Origin of the sequence: Burkholderia sp. Nafp2/4-1b, from assembly GCF_003635165.1 — a bacterium.
Taxonomy (GTDB): domain Bacteria; phylum Pseudomonadota; class Gammaproteobacteria; order Burkholderiales; family Burkholderiaceae; genus Burkholderia.
Map to the genome: position 1 here is coordinate 59614 of NZ_ML058615.1, position 16963 is coordinate 76576.

General features: G+C 65.1%; 12 protein-coding genes. 5 read left to right on the top strand and 7 right to left on the bottom strand.

The window, feature by feature from the left end; genetic code table 11:
• Positions 1 to 75: 75 nt before the first annotated feature.
• Positions 76 to 1539 carry a winged helix-turn-helix domain-containing protein gene (locus C7H84_RS22600; RefSeq protein ID WP_240462074.1) on the bottom strand — a complete coding sequence of 488 codons (1464 nt, stop codon included), beginning with the start codon at positions 1537 to 1539 and terminating at the stop codon, positions 76 to 78.
• A 351-nt stretch (positions 1540 to 1890) separates the two neighbouring features.
• Between C7H84_RS22600 and C7H84_RS22605 the strand changes: the two genes are divergently transcribed.
• From C7H84_RS22605 to C7H84_RS22620, 4 genes are read left to right on the top strand one after another with little or no spacing between them, the layout of a single operon-like run.
• Positions 1891 to 2571, top strand: a complete 681-nt coding sequence (locus C7H84_RS22605) for a response regulator transcription factor (protein WP_121860847.1) — start codon at positions 1891 to 1893, stop codon at positions 2569 to 2571.
• A 27-nt stretch (positions 2572 to 2598) separates the two neighbouring features.
• On the top strand, positions 2599 to 7593 hold the full coding sequence (locus C7H84_RS22610) for an AAA family ATPase (RefSeq protein ID WP_240462075.1): 4995 nt from the start codon (positions 2599 to 2601) through the stop codon (positions 7591 to 7593).
• A gap of 12 nt (positions 7594 to 7605) precedes the next feature.
• Complete coding sequence (locus tag C7H84_RS22615; RefSeq protein ID WP_121860848.1) at positions 7606 to 10575, top strand: response regulator; 2970 nt, start codon at positions 7606 to 7608, stop codon at positions 10573 to 10575.
• A gap of 32 nt (positions 10576 to 10607) precedes the next feature.
• Complete coding sequence (locus tag C7H84_RS22620; RefSeq protein ID WP_240462076.1) at positions 10608 to 11738, top strand: hybrid sensor histidine kinase/response regulator; 1131 nt, start codon at positions 10608 to 10610, stop codon at positions 11736 to 11738.
• Between the two features lie 28 nt (positions 11739 to 11766).
• Here the strand turns inward: C7H84_RS22620 and aroE are convergent, their stop codons facing one another.
• From aroE to C7H84_RS22645, 5 genes are read right to left on the bottom strand one after another with little or no spacing between them, the layout of a single operon-like run.
• Positions 11767 to 12600 carry a shikimate dehydrogenase gene (aroE, locus tag C7H84_RS22625; RefSeq protein WP_121860850.1) on the bottom strand — a complete coding sequence of 278 codons (834 nt, stop codon included), beginning with the start codon at positions 12598 to 12600 and terminating at the stop codon, positions 11767 to 11769.
• Complete coding sequence (locus C7H84_RS22630) at positions 12600 to 13820, bottom strand: CoA transferase (RefSeq protein WP_121860851.1); 1221 nt, start codon at positions 13818 to 13820, stop codon at positions 12600 to 12602. Before C7H84_RS22630 ends, aroE begins: the two co-directional genes overlap by 1 nt.
• On the bottom strand, positions 13820 to 14278 hold the full coding sequence (locus C7H84_RS22635) for a MaoC family dehydratase (RefSeq protein WP_121860852.1): 459 nt from the start codon (positions 14276 to 14278) through the stop codon (positions 13820 to 13822). The genes C7H84_RS22630 and C7H84_RS22635 overlap by 1 nt, the downstream gene beginning before the upstream one ends.
• Positions 14279 to 14280: 2 nt before the next feature.
• Positions 14281 to 14673, bottom strand: a complete 393-nt coding sequence (locus C7H84_RS22640; RefSeq protein ID WP_121860853.1) for a VOC family protein — start codon at positions 14671 to 14673, stop codon at positions 14281 to 14283.
• Positions 14670 to 15620, bottom strand: coding sequence for a 2-dehydropantoate 2-reductase (locus C7H84_RS22645; protein ID WP_121860854.1), 951 nt, complete (start codon positions 15618 to 15620; stop codon positions 14670 to 14672). The genes C7H84_RS22640 and C7H84_RS22645 overlap by 4 nt, the downstream gene beginning before the upstream one ends.
• 81 nt (positions 15621 to 15701) lie before the next feature.
• Here C7H84_RS22645 and C7H84_RS22650 point away from each other — a divergent pair, with 81 nt between their 5' ends.
• The gene (locus C7H84_RS22650) at positions 15702 to 16628 is read left to right on the top strand and encodes a LysR family transcriptional regulator (protein ID WP_121860951.1); all 927 of its coding nucleotides are present in this window, start codon (positions 15702 to 15704) and stop codon (positions 16626 to 16628) included.
• A gap of 48 nt (positions 16629 to 16676) precedes the next feature.
• On the opposite strand, the gene C7H84_RS36515 is transcribed toward C7H84_RS22650, so the two are convergent.
• Positions 16677 to 16847 carry a hypothetical protein gene (locus tag C7H84_RS36515; protein WP_162999340.1) on the bottom strand — a complete coding sequence of 57 codons (171 nt, stop codon included), beginning with the start codon at positions 16845 to 16847 and terminating at the stop codon, positions 16677 to 16679.
• Positions 16848 to 16963: the final 116 nt, after the last annotated feature.

Here is a 16963-nt window from a genome sequence, read left to right on the forward strand (position 1 = left end):
ACCAGCCCGCCCCGTCCGGCAATGCTCGCACCCATTCAAAATTGCCGCTGAACTGTCACTACGGTCGTCCGTCGCTCACTGCAGGTAGCGGGCGCGCTGCCTCGCGACATTGCATGGTTCATTACCCGATCCAAGCGCAAGTGCGTACGTGCGAGCCGATTCCGACAGACGGTAGCTTGCCGTGACACCGACGAAGCTCACGTCGAGGATCGACTTTTCGACCAGATGCGCGATGCAGTCGAGCGCGGTCGGGCGGTCGACACTGTCGTCGCAAACGACGGAGTACACGGAATCCAGCGTGAACGCATGGTTAAACCGTGCGATGCGACGAACGACGGCCTGTTCGTTGTGCGTGAGCCGCTGGAAACTCCAGTCAAACGCGGCGCGCAATGTTCGGTGTCGCGGCTGCGCCGTGCGATAACCACCGGCGAGAAGCAGAAAGCGTTCTTCGAGGCGCTGGCGCACCCCTTCGACACCCAACACGGACGCACGCCCGGCGGCGAGCTCGATCGCGAGAGGAAGCCCGTCGAGCCGGCGACAGATTTCAGCGACGAGCCTGAGTTGATGCTCGTCGTCAATTCGCACGCCGCATCGGCTTGCGCGCTCCAGGAAGAGCTCGACGGCAGGCGACTGCATCAGGCTGTCGCGGCACGACTCGTCTGCCGGTAGCGCTAGCGGTTCGACGCGGAACACGGTCTCGGACGCGATGCGAAGGCGCTCGCGGCTCGTGAGCAGCACGCGCAAGCCATGCCATTGGCCGATCAGCCGTTCCACGAGGTCCGCCACCTCGTCGACGATGTGCTCTGCATTGTCCAGTACGAGCAGTGTACCGGCGGCCGGCGAGGGCGCTGGCCCGAGCTGCGAGACGGCCGCGAGCGATCCCGCTTCCTCGAGGTCGATGAATACGACATCTGACGTGCCGGTGGTGGTCGTGCGGTGCGCATGTTCAATGGCGAGGCAGGTCTTGCCGACGCCGCCCGGCCCCGTCAGCGTGACCACGCGGCTGAGCGCAAAGTGGCCCTCGATTTCATCGAGAGCCGTGGCGCGACCGAGCAGCGTTCTTCTGCCCGGCAATCGATGCCTCGGCGCGGTCATTGCATCCGCGTTGCGCAAGAGCGGCGCATGCCGCTCGGTCGGTGCGTCGGGTCCAGGCTCCGCTGGCACGCCGTCGAATACCTTTAAGCGATAGCCGCGCCCCGGTACGGTGTCGATCAGTTGACGATGGTCGCCGAGCGCTTTACGGACCGCGCTCAGATGCACATGGATGTTGTTTTCTTCGACGCACACACCCGGCCATACGGTCTCCATCAGTTCGTCCTTGGACACGATGCGCCCGGCTGCGAGCACGATCACCGATAGAATGTCAAACGCACGCGAGCCGAGCGGCACTTCGTGCCCCGCCTTGTACAGCGAACGCATGCCGAGGTTCAGTTCAAATTCACCCAGCGCGATGACGGAAGGCTCGGCGGAAGGCTCGCCGGAAGGCTCGGGGGTGCTTCGATACTGCGGCCTGGCTGACTGTTCCATCACCGGGTTCATAAGCATCATCCGACAGAGAGTGAATGGGTTGCACGTGCCGGCGCGGGCTCGGTGCGTGTGAGTTTCACACTGTCATCTTATGAAGCGGCAGCTTTTCGGAGGGTTGCGATACCGTTAACGTTTGTTAATGTGCGAGGTCGGATGCCGCCGAGCCCCGCTGGCAAACGGCGGCACGCACCCACGCGCGCCTTGATTAAAAAAATTTAATACGGAGCGGTCGCTTCATCTGTCCCGACAAGGCGATAATGAAAGGTCAGCGCGACGGTGCACTATTTCGCCCGACCTGCACACGTCAGCGGCCTTTTTGTCAGGGCGCACACGACGCGTGACTGACGGGCCGCGAATCCAGAAATGAAAATTCTCTTGGTCGAAGACAATCAGCAGGTGGCGGGCTTTCTGAAGAAAGGCCTGCTCGAAACCGGCCACGTCGTCGATTGGGCCGACAACGGCCGCGACGGCATGGCGCTCGCGATCGGGGAATCCTACGACGCGATCGTGCTCGACCGCATGCTGCCCGGTGGTATGGACGGACTCAGGATCGTCGCGGCGCTGCGCGCGTCGGGCAGCAAGGTACCCGTGCTGATCCTCAGCGCACTCGACGAAGTCGACGAACGGATTCGCGGGCTGAAGGCGGGCGGCGACGATTACGTCGTCAAGCCATTTTCGTTCGGCGAAGTCGTCGCGCGGCTCGAAGCGCTCGCGCGGCGTTCGCAGGACAACGGCTTCGACACGAAGCTCAAGGTCGGCGATCTCTGCATCGACCTGCTATCGCGGAAAGTGACGCGCGCGGGCAATGTAATCCTGCTCAAGCCGCGCGAATTCAAGCTGCTCGAATATCTGATGCGCCACGCGGAGCAGGTCGTCACCCGCACGATGCTGCTCGAAAACATCTGGGAATACCATTTCGATCCGCAAACGAACGTCATCGACGTGCACGTGAGCAAGCTGCGCCAGAAGATCGACACGGGCTTCGAGCGCTCGCTGCTGCGGACCATCCGCAACGCGGGCTATATGCTCACTGCCGCTGCCTGACCCACGGCGTCTCGCGAGGATGGAACCATGATGCTGACGGGCTACGACAGAACGACATTGAGCGACGATGGTCAGTTCGTGCTGTCTCGCCTGACGAGCCAGGGGGCGTCGGATAGCTGGCTGACGGTCACGTTGTCGGCATCGCAGCCGCAGCCGGAAAGCCACGAGCGTCTGGAACACGCGTATCAGCTGCGCGGCATGCTCGACGGCGCGAATGTCGCGCGGCCGCACGCGCTGCTGCGCGACGAGCGCAGCGCGACGCTCGTGCTCGAGGATCCGGGCGGCAGATCGCTGCGCATGGCGCAAGCGGGGCCGTTGCCCATAGGCCGGTTCCTTACCGTTGCCGTCAACCTCGCGTCGGCGCTGCGCTCCCTGCACAGCCGCGGCCTCACGCACAACGACATCCGGCCAGGCAACATTCTCATCGACGATGCGACCCAATCCATCGCGCTTACGGGTCTCGGCCTTGTCTCCAGTGCGCCGCGCGAGCGTCCGCGCGACGGGCCGCCCGCGATCGCCGTCGAAGCGCTCCCCTATCTGTCGCCCGAACGCACCGGGCTGATGAACCGCTGGTCCGACTCGCGTGCCGATCTGTACTCGCTCGGCGTCGTGCTGTACGAAATGGTGACGGGGAAGTTGCCGTATCGGGCCGCTTCGGCTGCGGAATGGCTGCATTGCCATACGGCGCAAGTGCCCGTTCCAGTGGCCGAATGCATTGACGGGGTGCCCGCGCAACTGACCGCGATCGTTGCACGCCTGCTGTCGAAAGACGCCGCGCAGCGCTATCAGACCGCGGCGGGACTCGAACACGATCTGCGGCGCTGTCTCGACGCATGGCGCAAATCGGGCAACGTCGAGCCGTTTGCGCCGGGTGCGTCCGATGCGCCCGATCAGCTGCAACGGCCGTTTCGTCTCTATGGGCGCCAGAAGCAGCAGCACAAGCTCGAAGCCGCGCTGGAGCGCGTCGTGCAGAACGGCGAGACGGGCGTGGCGCTGGTGTCGGGCTATTCCGGCATCGGCAAATCGACGCTCGTGAGCGGGTTGCGCATGACGCCTGCTGCGTCGCGCGGATGGTTCGCGGCGGGCAAGTTCGAACGCTACAAGCGCGACATTCCCTACGCGACGCTCGCGCAGGCGTTCCAGACGCTGATCCGAGAGTTGATCGACGACGGCATGCGCACACACGCGGACCTGCGCCAGCGCCTGCACGATGCGCTCGGCGCGAACGGCCAGCTGATCGTCAATCTGATTCCCGAGCTGGAGGCGATCGTCGGGCCGCAGCCGCCCGTGCCCGACCTCGCGCCGCAGGAAGCACGCGCGCGCTTTCTCGCTGTGTTTACGCGTTTCATCGCTGCGTTCCCGTGCGCCGGCCAGCCGCTCGTGCTGTTTCTCGACGACCTGCAATGGAGCGACGCGGGCACGTTCAGTGTGCTCGAACAGCTGTGCGGGCCGGGCGCGTGCAACGTGTTCGTGGTGGGCGCGTATCGCGACAACGAAGTGGGCGTCACGCATCCGCTCAGAAGCACAGTCGATCTGATCCGGCAGGCGGGCACGCGTGTCGACGAAATCATGCTGACGCCGCTGCAACCCGACGACGTCGCACATCTGATCGGCGACGCCCTCAAGACCACGCGGCCCGAACTGGAGGGCCTGAGCCGGCTCGTGTTCGAACGGACGGGCGGCAATCCGTTCTACGTCGTGCAGTTTCTGCAATTTCTCGCCGACGAGCGTTTCCTCGCGTTCGATCTTGAATACCGCATCTGGACGTGGGACAACGAACGGCTGCGCGAAGCGCGCTTCGCGGACAGCATTGTCGATCTGATGGTCGGCAAGATCGAACGGTTGCCGCGCGGCACGCAGGCGTTGCTCGAACAGTTCGCGTGTCTGGGCGGCCGCGCGACGTCGCCGCTGCTGTCGCGCGTCAGCGGCCTGGACGACGCGCAAGTGGCTACGACTCTCGCCGATGGCGTCGAGGCGGGCCTGCTGTACCGCAGCCGCGAAGGCTATGCGTTCGTGCACGACCGCGTGCACGAGGCAGCGTATGAACTGATCCCGCCGCTGCAGCGTGCGCAGGCGCATCTGCGGATCGGCCGGATTCTCGCGGCGCAGCCGGCTACGGACGAAGCGCGCAGCATCTTCGAGATCGTCAACCAGTACAACCGCGTCATTCCTTTACTCGACGATCCCGCCGAACGCGCGCGCGTGGTGGACTTCAATCTCGAGGCGGGGCAGCGCGCACGCGCGTCGTCGGCGTATGGCTCGGCGCTCGCGTACCTGTCGACGGGCAGCGAACTGCTCGGCGAAGACGGCTGGGACGCGGACTATGCGCGCAAATTCCAGCTGGAAAGCCAGCGTGCCGAATGTGAGTTTCTGACGGGCGCCATGGAAAGCAGCGGCGAACGGCTGTCGATGCTCGACACGCGCGCACGCACGCTGGCCGACCGCGCGGCCGTCACGTTTCTGCGCGTCACGCTGTACACGGCGCTCGATCAGATGAACCTCGCGGTGCAGACGTGCCTCGACTATCTGCGGCATGTCGGCATCGACTGGATTCCGCATCCGGGCCGCGACGCGGCACGCGAAGAATACGACACGCTGTTGCAGGGCATCGGCGGCGCGCCGATCGAAACGCTGGTCGATCTGCCCCTGCTCGACGATGCCGGACTGGCCGCGACGATGAACGTGCTGACGGCCGTGTTGCCGCCCGCGTTCTTCAGCGATGAAAACCTCGTGTGTCTCGTGCTGTGCCGGATGGCGAACCTGAGCCTTCGGTACGGCAACAGCGATGCGTCGTCGCTCGGCTATGCGTATCTCGGCATGGTCGCGGGTCCGCTGTTCGACGACTACGACGCGGGCTACCGCTTCGGCGAGCTCGGCCTCGCGCTCGTGGACAAGCGCGGACTGGACCGTTTCAAGGCGCGCGTCTACATGTGCTTCGCGTATCACGTGACGCCGTGGACGCGGCCGATCCGTACCGGTTTGCCCTTGCTGCGCCGCGCGTTCGAAGTCGCGAGCGAAGGCGGCGATCTGACCTACATCGGCTTCAGCAGCTGCTGCACGGTCACGACGCTGATCGCCGCGGGCGAGCCGCTCGCGGAAGTCGAGCAGGAAGCGCAGCGTCGTCTGCAGATCGTTCAGGCCGCGAAGTTCGGCCTGATCGTCGACATCATCACCGCGCAGCTCGCGCTGATTCGTTCGTTGCGCGGCAACCTCGACACGCCCGACACACTTCCCGATCCCTTCGACTATGCCGCATTCGAGAAGCGCCTCGACGGCGATCCGAGTCTCGCGATCGCGGCGTGCTGGTACTGGATCCGCAAGCTGCAGGCGCGCTATCTGGCAGGCGATATCGACGGCGCGATGCATGCGGACAGCAAGGCGTCGCCGTTGCTGTGGACATCGTCGGGTCATTTCGAAATCGCCGAGTATCAGTTCTTTGCAGGGCTCGCGCGCGCAAGCTGGCATGACGGCGCGCCGGAAATCGCCAAGGCCGGGAATCTGGACCAGCTCGCCGCGCATCAGCGGCAGCTGGCGCTGTGGGCCCGGCACTGCCCGAGCAACTTCAGCAGCCGCGCGGCGTTGATGAGCGGCGAAATCGCGCGCATCGCGGGCCGCGAGTTCGAAGCGATGAACCGCTACGAAGAAGCGATCCGTCTCGCGCGCAAGCATGATTTCCCGCACGACGAAGCGCTCGCGCAAGAGATTGCCGCGAAGTTCTATCTGGCGCGCGGTTTTGCGACGACGGCGGCTGCGTATGTCCGCAACGCGCGCCGCGCGTGGTTGCGCTGGGGCGCGATTGCGCGCGTGAAGTCGCTCGACCGGCGTTATGCCGAGTTGCTGCGCGAGCCCGTCGAGCAGGCGCCGACGCCCGGCGTCGTCGCCGAACATATCGACGTCGATACCGTGTTGAAGGCGTCGCAGGCGATCTCGGGCGAACTGATTCCCGAGCGCCTGATGCGCACGCTGATGACCATCATGCTCGAACATGCGGGCGCGCGGCGCGCGCTGCTCGTGCTGCCGCGCGCCGACGCGTTGTGGATCGAAGCAACCGCGGTGGCGGCGCGCGAAGGCACGGAAGTGCGCTTCGACAGCCGACCGGTGAATGCGCAGGATCTGTCGAGCGCCGTGCTGCTCGAGAGCATTCGCACGCAACGCGCGTTGCTGATCGACGATGCATTCTCCGACCCGACCTGGTCGACCGACGAGCATTTCGCCGCGCAGCATTCGCGTTCGGTGCTGTCGCTGCCGCTCGTCAAGCAGTCGAAGCTGATCGGTGTGCTGTACCTGGAGAACGAACTCGCGCCGGGCGTGTTCACGCCCGCGCGTCTCGCCGTGCTCAGGCTGCTTGCGTCACAGGCGGCCGTGTCGCTCGAAAATGCGTCGCTCGAAGAGAAGCATGCGTTGCTCGCCGAAAAAGATGCGCTGCTGCATGAAGTGCATCATCGCGTGAAGAACAATCTGCAATTGATCAGCAGCCTGCTGAACCTTCAAGCGGAGCGCGTGACGGACAAGGACGTTGCCGAACTGTTCGCCGACAGCCGCAATCGCGTGCGCTCGATGGCGATGGTGCACGAGAACCTGTATCGCGCGGGCAACTTCGCGCGCATCGCGATGACGGCGCACGTGAAGACGTTATGCGGTCATCTGGCACGCGTCTACGACATGGGGCGACTGGGCGTCGACCTGCAGATCGACGTCGACGACATTCAGCTCAACATGAACCGCGCGGTGTCGTGCGGTCTCGTCATCAACGAACTGGTGTCGAATGCGCTCAAGCATGCGTTTCCGGATCAGCGCGGCGGCGTGCTCAAGGTCGAACTGAAGGCGATCGACGACCAGCGCTGCGCGTTGATCGTCGCCGACGACGGCGTCGGCCTCGCGCCCGATTTTTCGTTCGAACGCGATGAAACGCTCGGCTTGCGCCTCGTTCACGACCTCGTGCTGCAATTGCGCGGCCGCGTCGATATCGCGCAGCAGCACGGTACCACTTTCACCATTCACTTCAATGCAGCCGAACGTTGACGGCCACACGCCATGACCAGCGCGCAAATCTTGATCGTCGAGGATGACCGCATCGTTGCACGCGATCTCGCGCAGCAGATGAACCGCGCGGGTTATGTCGTGGTCGGCAGCACGGGTAGCGGCGAAGAAGCGCTCGCGCTGGTCGACACGCTGCCCGCAGGCAGCAAGCCGGATCTGGTGCTGATGGACGTGCGGCTCGAAGGCGAACTCGACGGCATCGACACCGCGCGGCGTATCCGCGAAGCGCGCGACATTCCCGTCGTGTTTCTCACCGCCTATGCGGACGAAGAGACGATCCGCCGCGCGACGGCAGCGGAACCGTACGGCTACGTGCTCAAGCCCTTCGACGACACGCAGTTGCGTACCGTCGTCGAAATGGCGCTTTACAAGCACAGCGCCGAGCGGCGTTTGCGCGAGAGCGAGCAGCGCTATGCGATCACGCTGTCGAGTATTGGCGACGGCGTGCTGTCGACAGATGTGGATGGCTTCGTCACCTTCGTCAATCTCGCCGGCGAAGCGCTAATGGGCTGGTCGCGCAGCGAAGCGACGGGACGGCCGCTACGCGAGGTTTTCCGTCTGCACGATGAGAACACGCGCGCGCTGATCGACGATCCGATGGCCGCCGTGCTGCGAACCGCGAGCGACGGCGGGCTGCCCGCGCGCGCCATTCTGCGCGTGCGCGGCGGCAGCGACCTGCCCGTCGAATGCACGGGCACGCCGATGACGGACGAACGCGGCGTACGACAGGGCATCGTGATCGTGTTTCGCGACGTGACGCAAAAGCGCCGCGCACAGGAAGCGGAAATTCTTCGCGAGACCAATGCGCGGCTCGAAATGGCGATGTACGGCTCGAATGTCGGCGTGTGGGAAATCGACATGCCCGAAGGCGATTACAAGCGCGGCTTCGCTCGCTATTCGAACATCTACGAGTGGCTCGGCTTCGACACGCCGCAAGCGCGCCTCGATTACGAAGCGTATATGAGCGTGCTGCATCCCGATCATCGCGACAGCACGGATCGCGCGGTCGCGTCGTTCCTCGAAAGCGGCGACGGCTTGTTCGAACTGGAGAACCGGCTGCGGCATCGCGACGGCACCGACCGCTGGGTGCTGGTGCGCGGCACCGCGCGCCGCGACGCGACGGGCAAGCCGGTGCGCTTCGTCGGCAGTCTGGTCGACATCACGCAACTGAAGATGACCGAGCAGGCGCTGCGCGCGAGCGAAGAGCGCTTTCGCGGCACCTTCGAAAACGCCGCGGTCGGCGTCGCGCATTGCGATCTTGATGGGCGCTTTCTGCGTGTGAATCATCGGTCGGGCGAGATCGTCGGCTGGCCGCGGGACGCGTTGCAACAGCGACGGCTGCACGAGCTGATTCATGATGACTTCAGCGAGGCGAGCATTGACCGGTTCCGCCTGCTGACGGAGGGCAAGCTCAAGCATTATTCGGAGGAAGTGCCGCTTGTCAGGTTCGACGGGGAGCGCGTGTGGGTAACGCTGTCGGTTGCGCTTCAGCACGACGCGGCAGGCCAGACGACCCACGTCATCGTCATCATTCAGGACATCTCCGCGCGCAAGGCGCTGGAAGACACGGTGCGCGTCGCGAAGGACGCGGCGGAAGCGGCCAGCCGCGCGAAGGACCAGTTCCTCGCCAACATCAGCCATGAACTGCGCACGCCGCTCAACGGCATTCTCGGCTATGCACAGATACTGCAGCGTGACGCGCGGCTCGACACGCGCCAGCTGGCGAGCGTCGGTGTGATCGAGCAGAGCGGGCAGCATCTGCTGACGCTGATCAACGATATTCTCGACTTCGCGCGTCTGGGCGCCGGCAAGCTGGAACTGCAGGTCGGCGAAGTGTCGCTGCGCGGGTTTCTCGAGACGATCGCGGAAATAGTCGCCGTGCGCGCGCAGCAAAAGGGCCTCGTGCTGAACTATGTGGCCGCGCCGGATCTGCCTGCCGTGGTCCGTGTCGATGAGCGCCGGCTACGCCAGGTGCTGCTCAATCTGCTCGCGAATGCCGTCAAGTTCACCGACCACGGCGGGGTCACGCTGTCGGTCAGCCGAGGCGCGGCGGGGCGCCTGCGCTTCGAGGTGCGCGATACCGGTATCGGCGTGAGCGCCGACCGGCTGGAAGCGATCTTTCAACCGTTCGAACAGGCGGGCGATCACACGCGGCGCAGCGGCGGCGCGGGGCTGGGTCTCGCGATCAGCCGGCAACTCGTCCGCATGATGGGCGGCGAGATCGAAGTCACGAGTTCGGCCGGCGAGGGCAGCGTGTTTGGTTTTGAACTGGATGCGCCCGCGGCGGCGGCGGGGCTGGGCGAATGCGTACCGCGTCTTCAGGCCGGCAGCCTTGATGGCGCGGGCCGGGTCATTCTGGTGGTCGACGATGTCCCCGCGAACCGTACGCTCCTCGCGGAAGCGCTGGGACAGGCGGGCTTTCGTGTGATCGAAAGCAGCGATGGCCGCGATGCGCTCGACAAGGCTGCAGCGTACGCGCCCGAACTGATCGTTCTCGACACGGTGATGCCCGTGATGGGCGGCATAGAAACGCTGCACCATCTGCGCCGTTCGCAAGCACTGGCAGCGACGCCCGTGATCGTCGTATCCGCCGACGCCTCCGAACAGAACGCGCGCGCGAACATCGACGCGGGCGCGAACGTGTTTCTCCAAAAGCCGCTCAATCTCGACCGCCTGTTGGGCTCGATCGCAATGCTGCTCGGCCTGGTTACACAGCAGGGAGCCGACCCATCCTGCGAAGCTTACCGGCCGATGATCATCCCGCCGCGCGAGGAAATGACGGCGCTGCACCGCTATGCGCTGCTCGGCTCGATGCGCGACATCAGCCGGCACGCCGATCGTCTTGTGAGTTCGCATGAAAAGTATGAACCGTTCGCCGCGCGTTTGCGGCAACTTGCCATGACCTACGAATCGCAGGCTCTGCTTTCGTTGATCGAACATCATCTGAACAGCGAAGGGAGTTGACGATGCGAGAGCACAACAAGGACGCGCCCGTCGTGCTCGTGGTCGACGACACGGCGGCGAATCTGGCACTCGTCGTCGATACGCTGGAAGCCGAAGGGCTGCGCGTGGCCGTCGCGCGCGACGGCCACGAAGCGCTGCGCCGCGCCGAACTGGTCAAGCCCGACCTGATCCTGCTCGACGTGATGATGCCCGGGCTCGATGGTTTCCAGACCTGCCGCGCGCTCAAGGACAATCCCGTCACGCGGGATATCCCCGTGATTTTCATGACATCGCTGACGCAGACCGAGGACAAGATCACGGGGTTCCGCGTCGGCGCGATGGACTTCGTGACCAAGCCGCTGCAAATGGAAGAAGTGGTCGTGCGCGTGCAGATGCATCTGAAGCTGCATGCATTGCAACGCTTGCAGCAGGAACAGAACGCGAGGCTCGAAGAAGAGATCAAGACGCGCATCCAGGCGCAGGCCGCGTTGATCGAAGTGCTGGACGGCGTTCGCAATGTGTCGAACGCGATCGCGCACGATCTGCGCACGCCGCTCACCGAACTGCGTTCGAGACTCGAGGTGCTGCTGCTCGGGCTGCGCAAGAAGGGCGATGAAGACACGCTGGGCCAGCTCGAGGTGGCGATGGCCGACGTGGACCGCGTGATCGGTATTTTCAATGCGCTGCTTCGTCTCGCAGAGATCGATGCGGGCGTGCGGCGCTCGGGTTTTGTCAAAAGCGACGTCGTGACGATCCTGTCGGATGCCGTCGAGTTCTATCAGCCCGTCGCGGAGTTGCGCGGCATTTCGCTGACGCTGTTGCTATGTTCGGAACGGGAGGTGCTGGCCGACGTCGACCCGTTGCTGCTCGCGCAAGCGATCGGTAATCTGATCGACAACGCGCTGAAGTACGCGCAGGACAACGGTGAGGTCGAGGTGTCGCTGTGTGAGCGTGACGATCGTATCGACGTCACGGTGTCGGATGACGGACCCGGTATCCCGTTCGCCGAACGGTCCAAGGTGACAGAGCGGTTCTATCGCGGCGACCGAAGCCGGGGAACCCCGGGCGTCGGACTCGGGCTCGCGCTCGTCAAGGCGGTGGCAACGCTGCACCATGGTTTTTTGGAGTTCGCCGACAACGAGCCAGGCCTTGCTGCCACCATGACGATCCTCCGGTTCAGCTAGTCGGGAGTTCCGGATCTCGATCGCGAGTTCAATCGAACGGCACGGCAAGCCGATCGATCACCGAACTGGTCTTGGGCCGTACGCCGCGCCACCACGCGAACGCTTCGGCCGCCTGCTCGACCAACATGCCGACGCCATCCGCAATACCGTGTACGCCTGCATTTTTCGCGAGCCGCAGAAACGGCGTGAGGCGTTTGCCGTAAGCGAGCTCGTAGGCCGTGCCGTCCGGACTGAACACACTCGGCGGGACCGGCGGTAGGTCACCGGTCAGACTCGCCGACGTTGCATTGACCACCAGGTCGAAACGTCCCATCCGGGCGAGCGCCGCGTAGCCGCACGCAACAACGGGACCGCGTCCGGCGATTTGCGCAACCAATGCTTGCGCCTTGTCGACGTCGCGATTCGCGATGACCAGTTCGGCCGGCCGGGCGTCAAGGAACGGCAGCAGCGCGCCGCGCGCCGCGCCGCCGGCCCCAAGCAGCAATACGCGCTTGCCGATCATCGGGAGACGGAGGTTGTCTTCGATATCGCGAACCAGTCCGATTCCGTCGAAGTTGTCCGCCCAGATGCGGCCGCCTTCGAATTTCAGTGCATTGGCTGCACCCGCCAGCGTCGCACGCTCGCTTCGTTCGTCGGACATCGCGAACGCGTCGAGCTTGAACGGGGCCGTCACGTTGATGCCCTTGCCGCCGCCTTCGAAGAACTCGCGAACCGTCGCGACGAAGGCGCCCGCCGGCTCGATCGGCCCCTCGATGGCCGTATAGCTCATTTGCTGCCGCGTCTCTTGCGCGAAGAGGCCGTGAATCAGCGGAGACTTCGTGTGCCCGATCGGATTGCCGATCACCGCGTACTGGTCAGTCATCATTGGCTCGCTTTTGAATAGAGGACGCCATCGGCCTGCATCGCGTCGATCTCGGCCGCGTCGAACCCGAGTGAATGCGCGACTTCGGCGTTGTGCTGCCCGAGATCGGGCGCGACGTCGCGAATCGTCGTATCGCAATCGGAAAACCGGAACGGCAGGTTGGGCAGGCGCAGCGTGCCGTAGCGCGGATGCTGCTGCTCGACGACCATGCCTCTGGCCTGGATCTGCGGATCGTTCAACACCTCGTCGATGCGTTGCACCTTCGCGCAGGGAACGTCGATGCCGTCCAGCAGTTCGAGTACCGACGCGACGGAACGGGCGGCGACCCACGGCTCGACCACGGACAGAATCTCCGCGCGATGCGCGTTGCGCCCGACGCTGTCGTGAAAGCGCGCGTCGACGCCGAATTCCGCCGGGCCGCCGTGCGCGGCGATCAGCGCGGCGAAGCGCTTCCATGCATCGTCGACTTGCGCGGCGATCACGAGATCGCCGTCCGCCGCGCGGAACACGCCGTAGAGGGTCGAGGTCGGCATGTCGTGCCCGGTCTGCTCGGGCAGCACGCCCTGCAGCGTGTAGCACTGCACCGCGTATTCGTGCATCGATACCAGCGTGTCGTACAGCGCCATGTCGATGTGCTGCCCGCGGCCGCTCTTCACGCGCCCCAGCAGCGCGGCATTGATGGCCGCCACCGCATGAATGCCGGTGTACATGTCGCCCAGCGAGATGCGCAGCAGCGGCGGCCGCTCGCCCGGCGTGCCGACCATCTGCATGATGCCGCTCTTGGCTTCGGCGATCAGCCCGAAGCCTGCGCGATGCGCGTCGGGCCCCGTGTGCCCGTACGCCGAAATCGAACAGTAGACGAGGCCCGGATTGCGCGCCGACAGCTCGGCGTAACCGAGCCCAAGCTTGTCCAGTGCGCCCGGCCGGTAGTTCTCGATGAATACGTCGGCGGAGTCGCACAGCCGCTGCATGAACGCCTTGCCGCGCGCGTCCTTCATGTTCACGCTCACGCCGCGCTTGCCCATGTTGAGCTGCAGGAAATAGCCGCTTTGCTGGTCGTCGAGTACCGTCGCGTGCTGGCGTCCGGCGTCGCCGCTGCCGGGCCGCTCGACCTTGATCACTTCGGCGCCGAGCGCCGCGAGACAGCGGCCGACATACGGGCCGGCCAGGAAATGGCTGTAGTCGACGACGCGAATGCCTTCGAGGGGGCGGGCCTGCATCACAGTGCTCCCGGGCGGCGCGGCACCATCAGCCGATGTTCGCCGCGTTGAACGACCTGCCCGTCCTGATTGATGAGCTCCGACGGCAGCACGACGATGCCCCATTCCGGGCGGCTCTTGCTTGCCCGCATCGAGCCGACGCGGAATTCCACGTGCAGCACGTCGTCGACCTTGATCGGCAGCAGGAAATCCCAGGTCCAGCCGAGCGACATGCCCGGCAGGAATCGATAGTCGCTCTGCGTCTTCAGGCCATCGGCAATCGACAAGCCGAACAGTCCGTGCGCGACCAGGCAGCCGAAATGGCTGGCGTTCGCGTAATCCTCGTCCACATGGACGGGCGTATGGTCGCCGGTGAGGTCGGCGTACGCGAGAATGCGCGCCTTCGTCACCGTGTAGTCCGGACTCCTGCACGTGTCGCCCTCGCGGGCGTCGTCCCAGTATTTTTCGACGATCGTCATGGTCATGCCTCCGCGCGCGGGTTGATCGCCAGCGCCTGTGCAACACAGGACGCGGGCCGGGCTTGAATCAGTTCGACGGCAAGACCGTCCGGCAGCCGAAGCCAGTTGCGGCCCTGCGGCATTTCGGTCACGTCGAAGCGCCGTGCCGCGGCCAGCGCCGCCTCCAGGTCTTCGCACATCACGCCGAGATGCGCGAGCCGGCCTTCCGGGCCGTCATGGTCGGGCGCATGGATGAACTGCAGGCCGCCGAGTGTCCAGTACTGCCGCGGCGCGTCGAGCGTGCCGTCCGCTTCGCGCATCGTCATGCCGAGCACTTCCTCGAAGAAACCGATGTGCCAGCGGATGTCCTTCACCCAGATCGCCACGTGTTCCAGATAAGCCTTGGGCGTATTCATGCGTTGGCCTCCTCGCGTCGGCGGTCGGCCATCGCGCGCTCGAGGCCCTTGATCGATGCGACGAGCGTCGCATTGACCGGGGTCGGCACGCCATACCGCTGCCCGTAGCGCACGACCGAGCCGTTGATGAAGTCGATTTCCGTGATCGAGCCTTTCTCGAGGCTCTGCAGCATCGACGTCTTGAAGGCCGCGGGCAGCCCCTCGGCGGCGAGCGTCCAGGCCTGTTCGGGATCGGTCATCGACAGCTTCACGCCGGCGGCCTGCGCCGCCGCGATCGCCTCGGCGACTGCCGCGAGCGACGTGGCCTTCAGCAGCGGCTCGTCGTAGAGCTGCCCGTAGGTGAGGCCGGTGATGCCGGTCAGCGCGCCCGTCGCGACATTCACCAGCAGCTTGTCCCACATCGTGCCGACGATGTTGTCGCTGATCGTCGTGGCGAGGCCGGCGGTATTGAACGCGTCGGCGATCGCCTGTACCCGTGGCGTGATGCGGCCGTCGAGTTCGCCGATATAGGTGTACTTGCCGATCACGCCCGACTCGATATGGCCCGGGCCGCGCAGCACGCCGCCGACATAGGTCTTGCCGGCGAGCACGCGCTCGCGGCCGACGACGTCGGCGAGGATGTCCTCGTGTCCGAGGCCGTTCTGCAGCGACAGCACGACGGTATCCGGCCCCACCAGCGACTGGGCGCCGCGGATGGCCGCGTCGGTCTGGAACGATTTGACGAGCACGATGACCAGATCGGCCACGGCGACGTCGGCGACTTGCGTCGTCGCATGGACGCGCACGTGCCGGGCGCCGCGGGCGTCGTCGACGCGCAGGCCGTCACGACGCATCGCATCGACGTGCGCGGGCGAACGGTCGATCAACCAGGTTTCGTGACCGCCTTCCGTGAGGGTGGCACCAATGGCACAGCCCAGTGCGCCGGCACCCAGAATCGCAATTTTCAACGGCTTCTCCTTGACGTATGGCCTAACGATAGGAGCCGCCGATCATGCCGGCAATGCAATGGGTACAATAGTGTTATTGCGATAGACAATAATGGTGATGGTGCGATGCACGCCGATCTGCCCGACCTGAAGCTGCTGCAGCTTTTCGATCTGCTGTACGAAGTGCGCAGCGTCACGCGCGTCGCGGAGCAACTCGGCCAGAGCCAGCCGACGATCAGCATCTGGCTGGGGCGGTTGCGGGAACATCTTCATGATCCGCTGTTCATTCGCACGCCGGGCGGCATGGCGCCGACGCCGCAGGCCGACGCACTGATCGGACCATGCCGGGAGATTCTCGAATCGCTGCGGCGCTTTACTGCGTGGGAGATCGCGTTCGATCCCGCGACGGCGCAGCGGCGCTTTCGCATCTGCATGACCGACGCGAGCCACGTCACGCTGCTTCCGCGCCTGTTGGCCCATGTTCGCGCCCAGGCGCCCGGCGTTCGGCTGGAGGCCGCGCGGATCGACGGCAACACGGAACGCGCGCTGGAATCCGGCGAGGCCGATCTCGCGATCGGTTACGTGCCGTGGCTGGGCGGCGGCATTTATCAGCAGAAGCTGTACGACCAGGACTGGGTATGTCTGGCGAATCGGCATCATCCGAGGATTCGCGGCCGCCTCGGGGCGAAGCAGTATCGGTCGGAAGGGCATGTCGCCATTACCGCCGGAACGGGCGCGCAACTGCTGGAGCAGGCGCTGCGGCAGGCGCGTATCGAGCGCGACGTGGTGCTGGAGTTACCGGGCTTTCTCGGTTTGGGCGCGATCGTGCAAAGCACCGACCTGATCACGACGCTGCCGCGCCATATCGGAGAGACGCTGGCTCAGGCGAGCGATCTGGCGGTGCATGCATGTCCGGTGCCGGTCGACGGGTTCGCGGTACGGCAGCATTGGCATCCGCGCTATCACCATGAGGCAGGCAACCGCTGGCTGCGCGGGCTCGTGATTCAGTTGTTCGGTGGTTCGCATTGACTGGGGGCGCATAGCTGTCGGAGGCGCGTTGGGGCTTGTGTGGGTTCCTCACTGCCGGCCCGACCGCGAAAGGGCGGGCTGCTTGACGACGTAGTAGACCAGGCCGCCGGTAACGGCCAGCGCCGTGACCACGATGGCGACGCAGGTCGCCAGCATCCGTGCGCGAATCGATGCCGCTGCGTGCTTCAGTTTCCGCATCGCAGCATGGCCGGTGTGCATCCACGGCGTGCTCGCGACCCCGTGCCGAACGGATCGTGCGGGTAGACGCACCGGACGTAACGCAGTTGTGCGGTCGAACCGCATTTCGACCGAGCAATGATGCGCGGACGGTAGTA

What these genes read in the sequence shown, in the direction of transcription:
- C7H84_RS22600 (WP_240462074.1), bottom strand. Translation starts at nt 1,539, where the DNA reads ATGAACCCGGTGATGGAACAGTCAGCCAGGCCGCAGTATCGAAGCACC.
- C7H84_RS22605 (WP_121860847.1), top strand. Translation starts at nt 1,891, where the DNA reads ATGAAAATTCTCTTGGTCGAAGACAATCAGCAGGTGGCGGGCTTTCTG.
- C7H84_RS22610 (WP_240462075.1), top strand. Translation starts at nt 2,599, where the DNA reads ATGATGCTGACGGGCTACGACAGAACGACATTGAGCGACGATGGTCAG.
- C7H84_RS22615 (WP_121860848.1), top strand. Translation starts at nt 7,606, where the DNA reads ATGACCAGCGCGCAAATCTTGATCGTCGAGGATGACCGCATCGTTGCA.
- aroE (WP_121860850.1), bottom strand. Translation starts at nt 12,600, where the DNA reads ATGACTGACCAGTACGCGGTGATCGGCAATCCGATCGGGCACACGAAG.
- C7H84_RS22630 (WP_121860851.1), bottom strand. Translation starts at nt 13,820, where the DNA reads ATGCAGGCCCGCCCCCTCGAAGGCATTCGCGTCGTCGACTACAGCCAT.
- C7H84_RS22635 (WP_121860852.1), bottom strand. Translation starts at nt 14,278, where the DNA reads ATGACGATCGTCGAAAAATACTGGGACGACGCCCGCGAGGGCGACACG.
- C7H84_RS22640 (WP_121860853.1), bottom strand. Translation starts at nt 14,673, where the DNA reads ATGAATACGCCCAAGGCTTATCTGGAACACGTGGCGATCTGGGTGAAG.
- C7H84_RS36515 (WP_162999340.1), bottom strand. Translation starts at nt 16,847, where the DNA reads ATGCACACCGGCCATGCTGCGATGCGGAAACTGAAGCACGCAGCGGCA.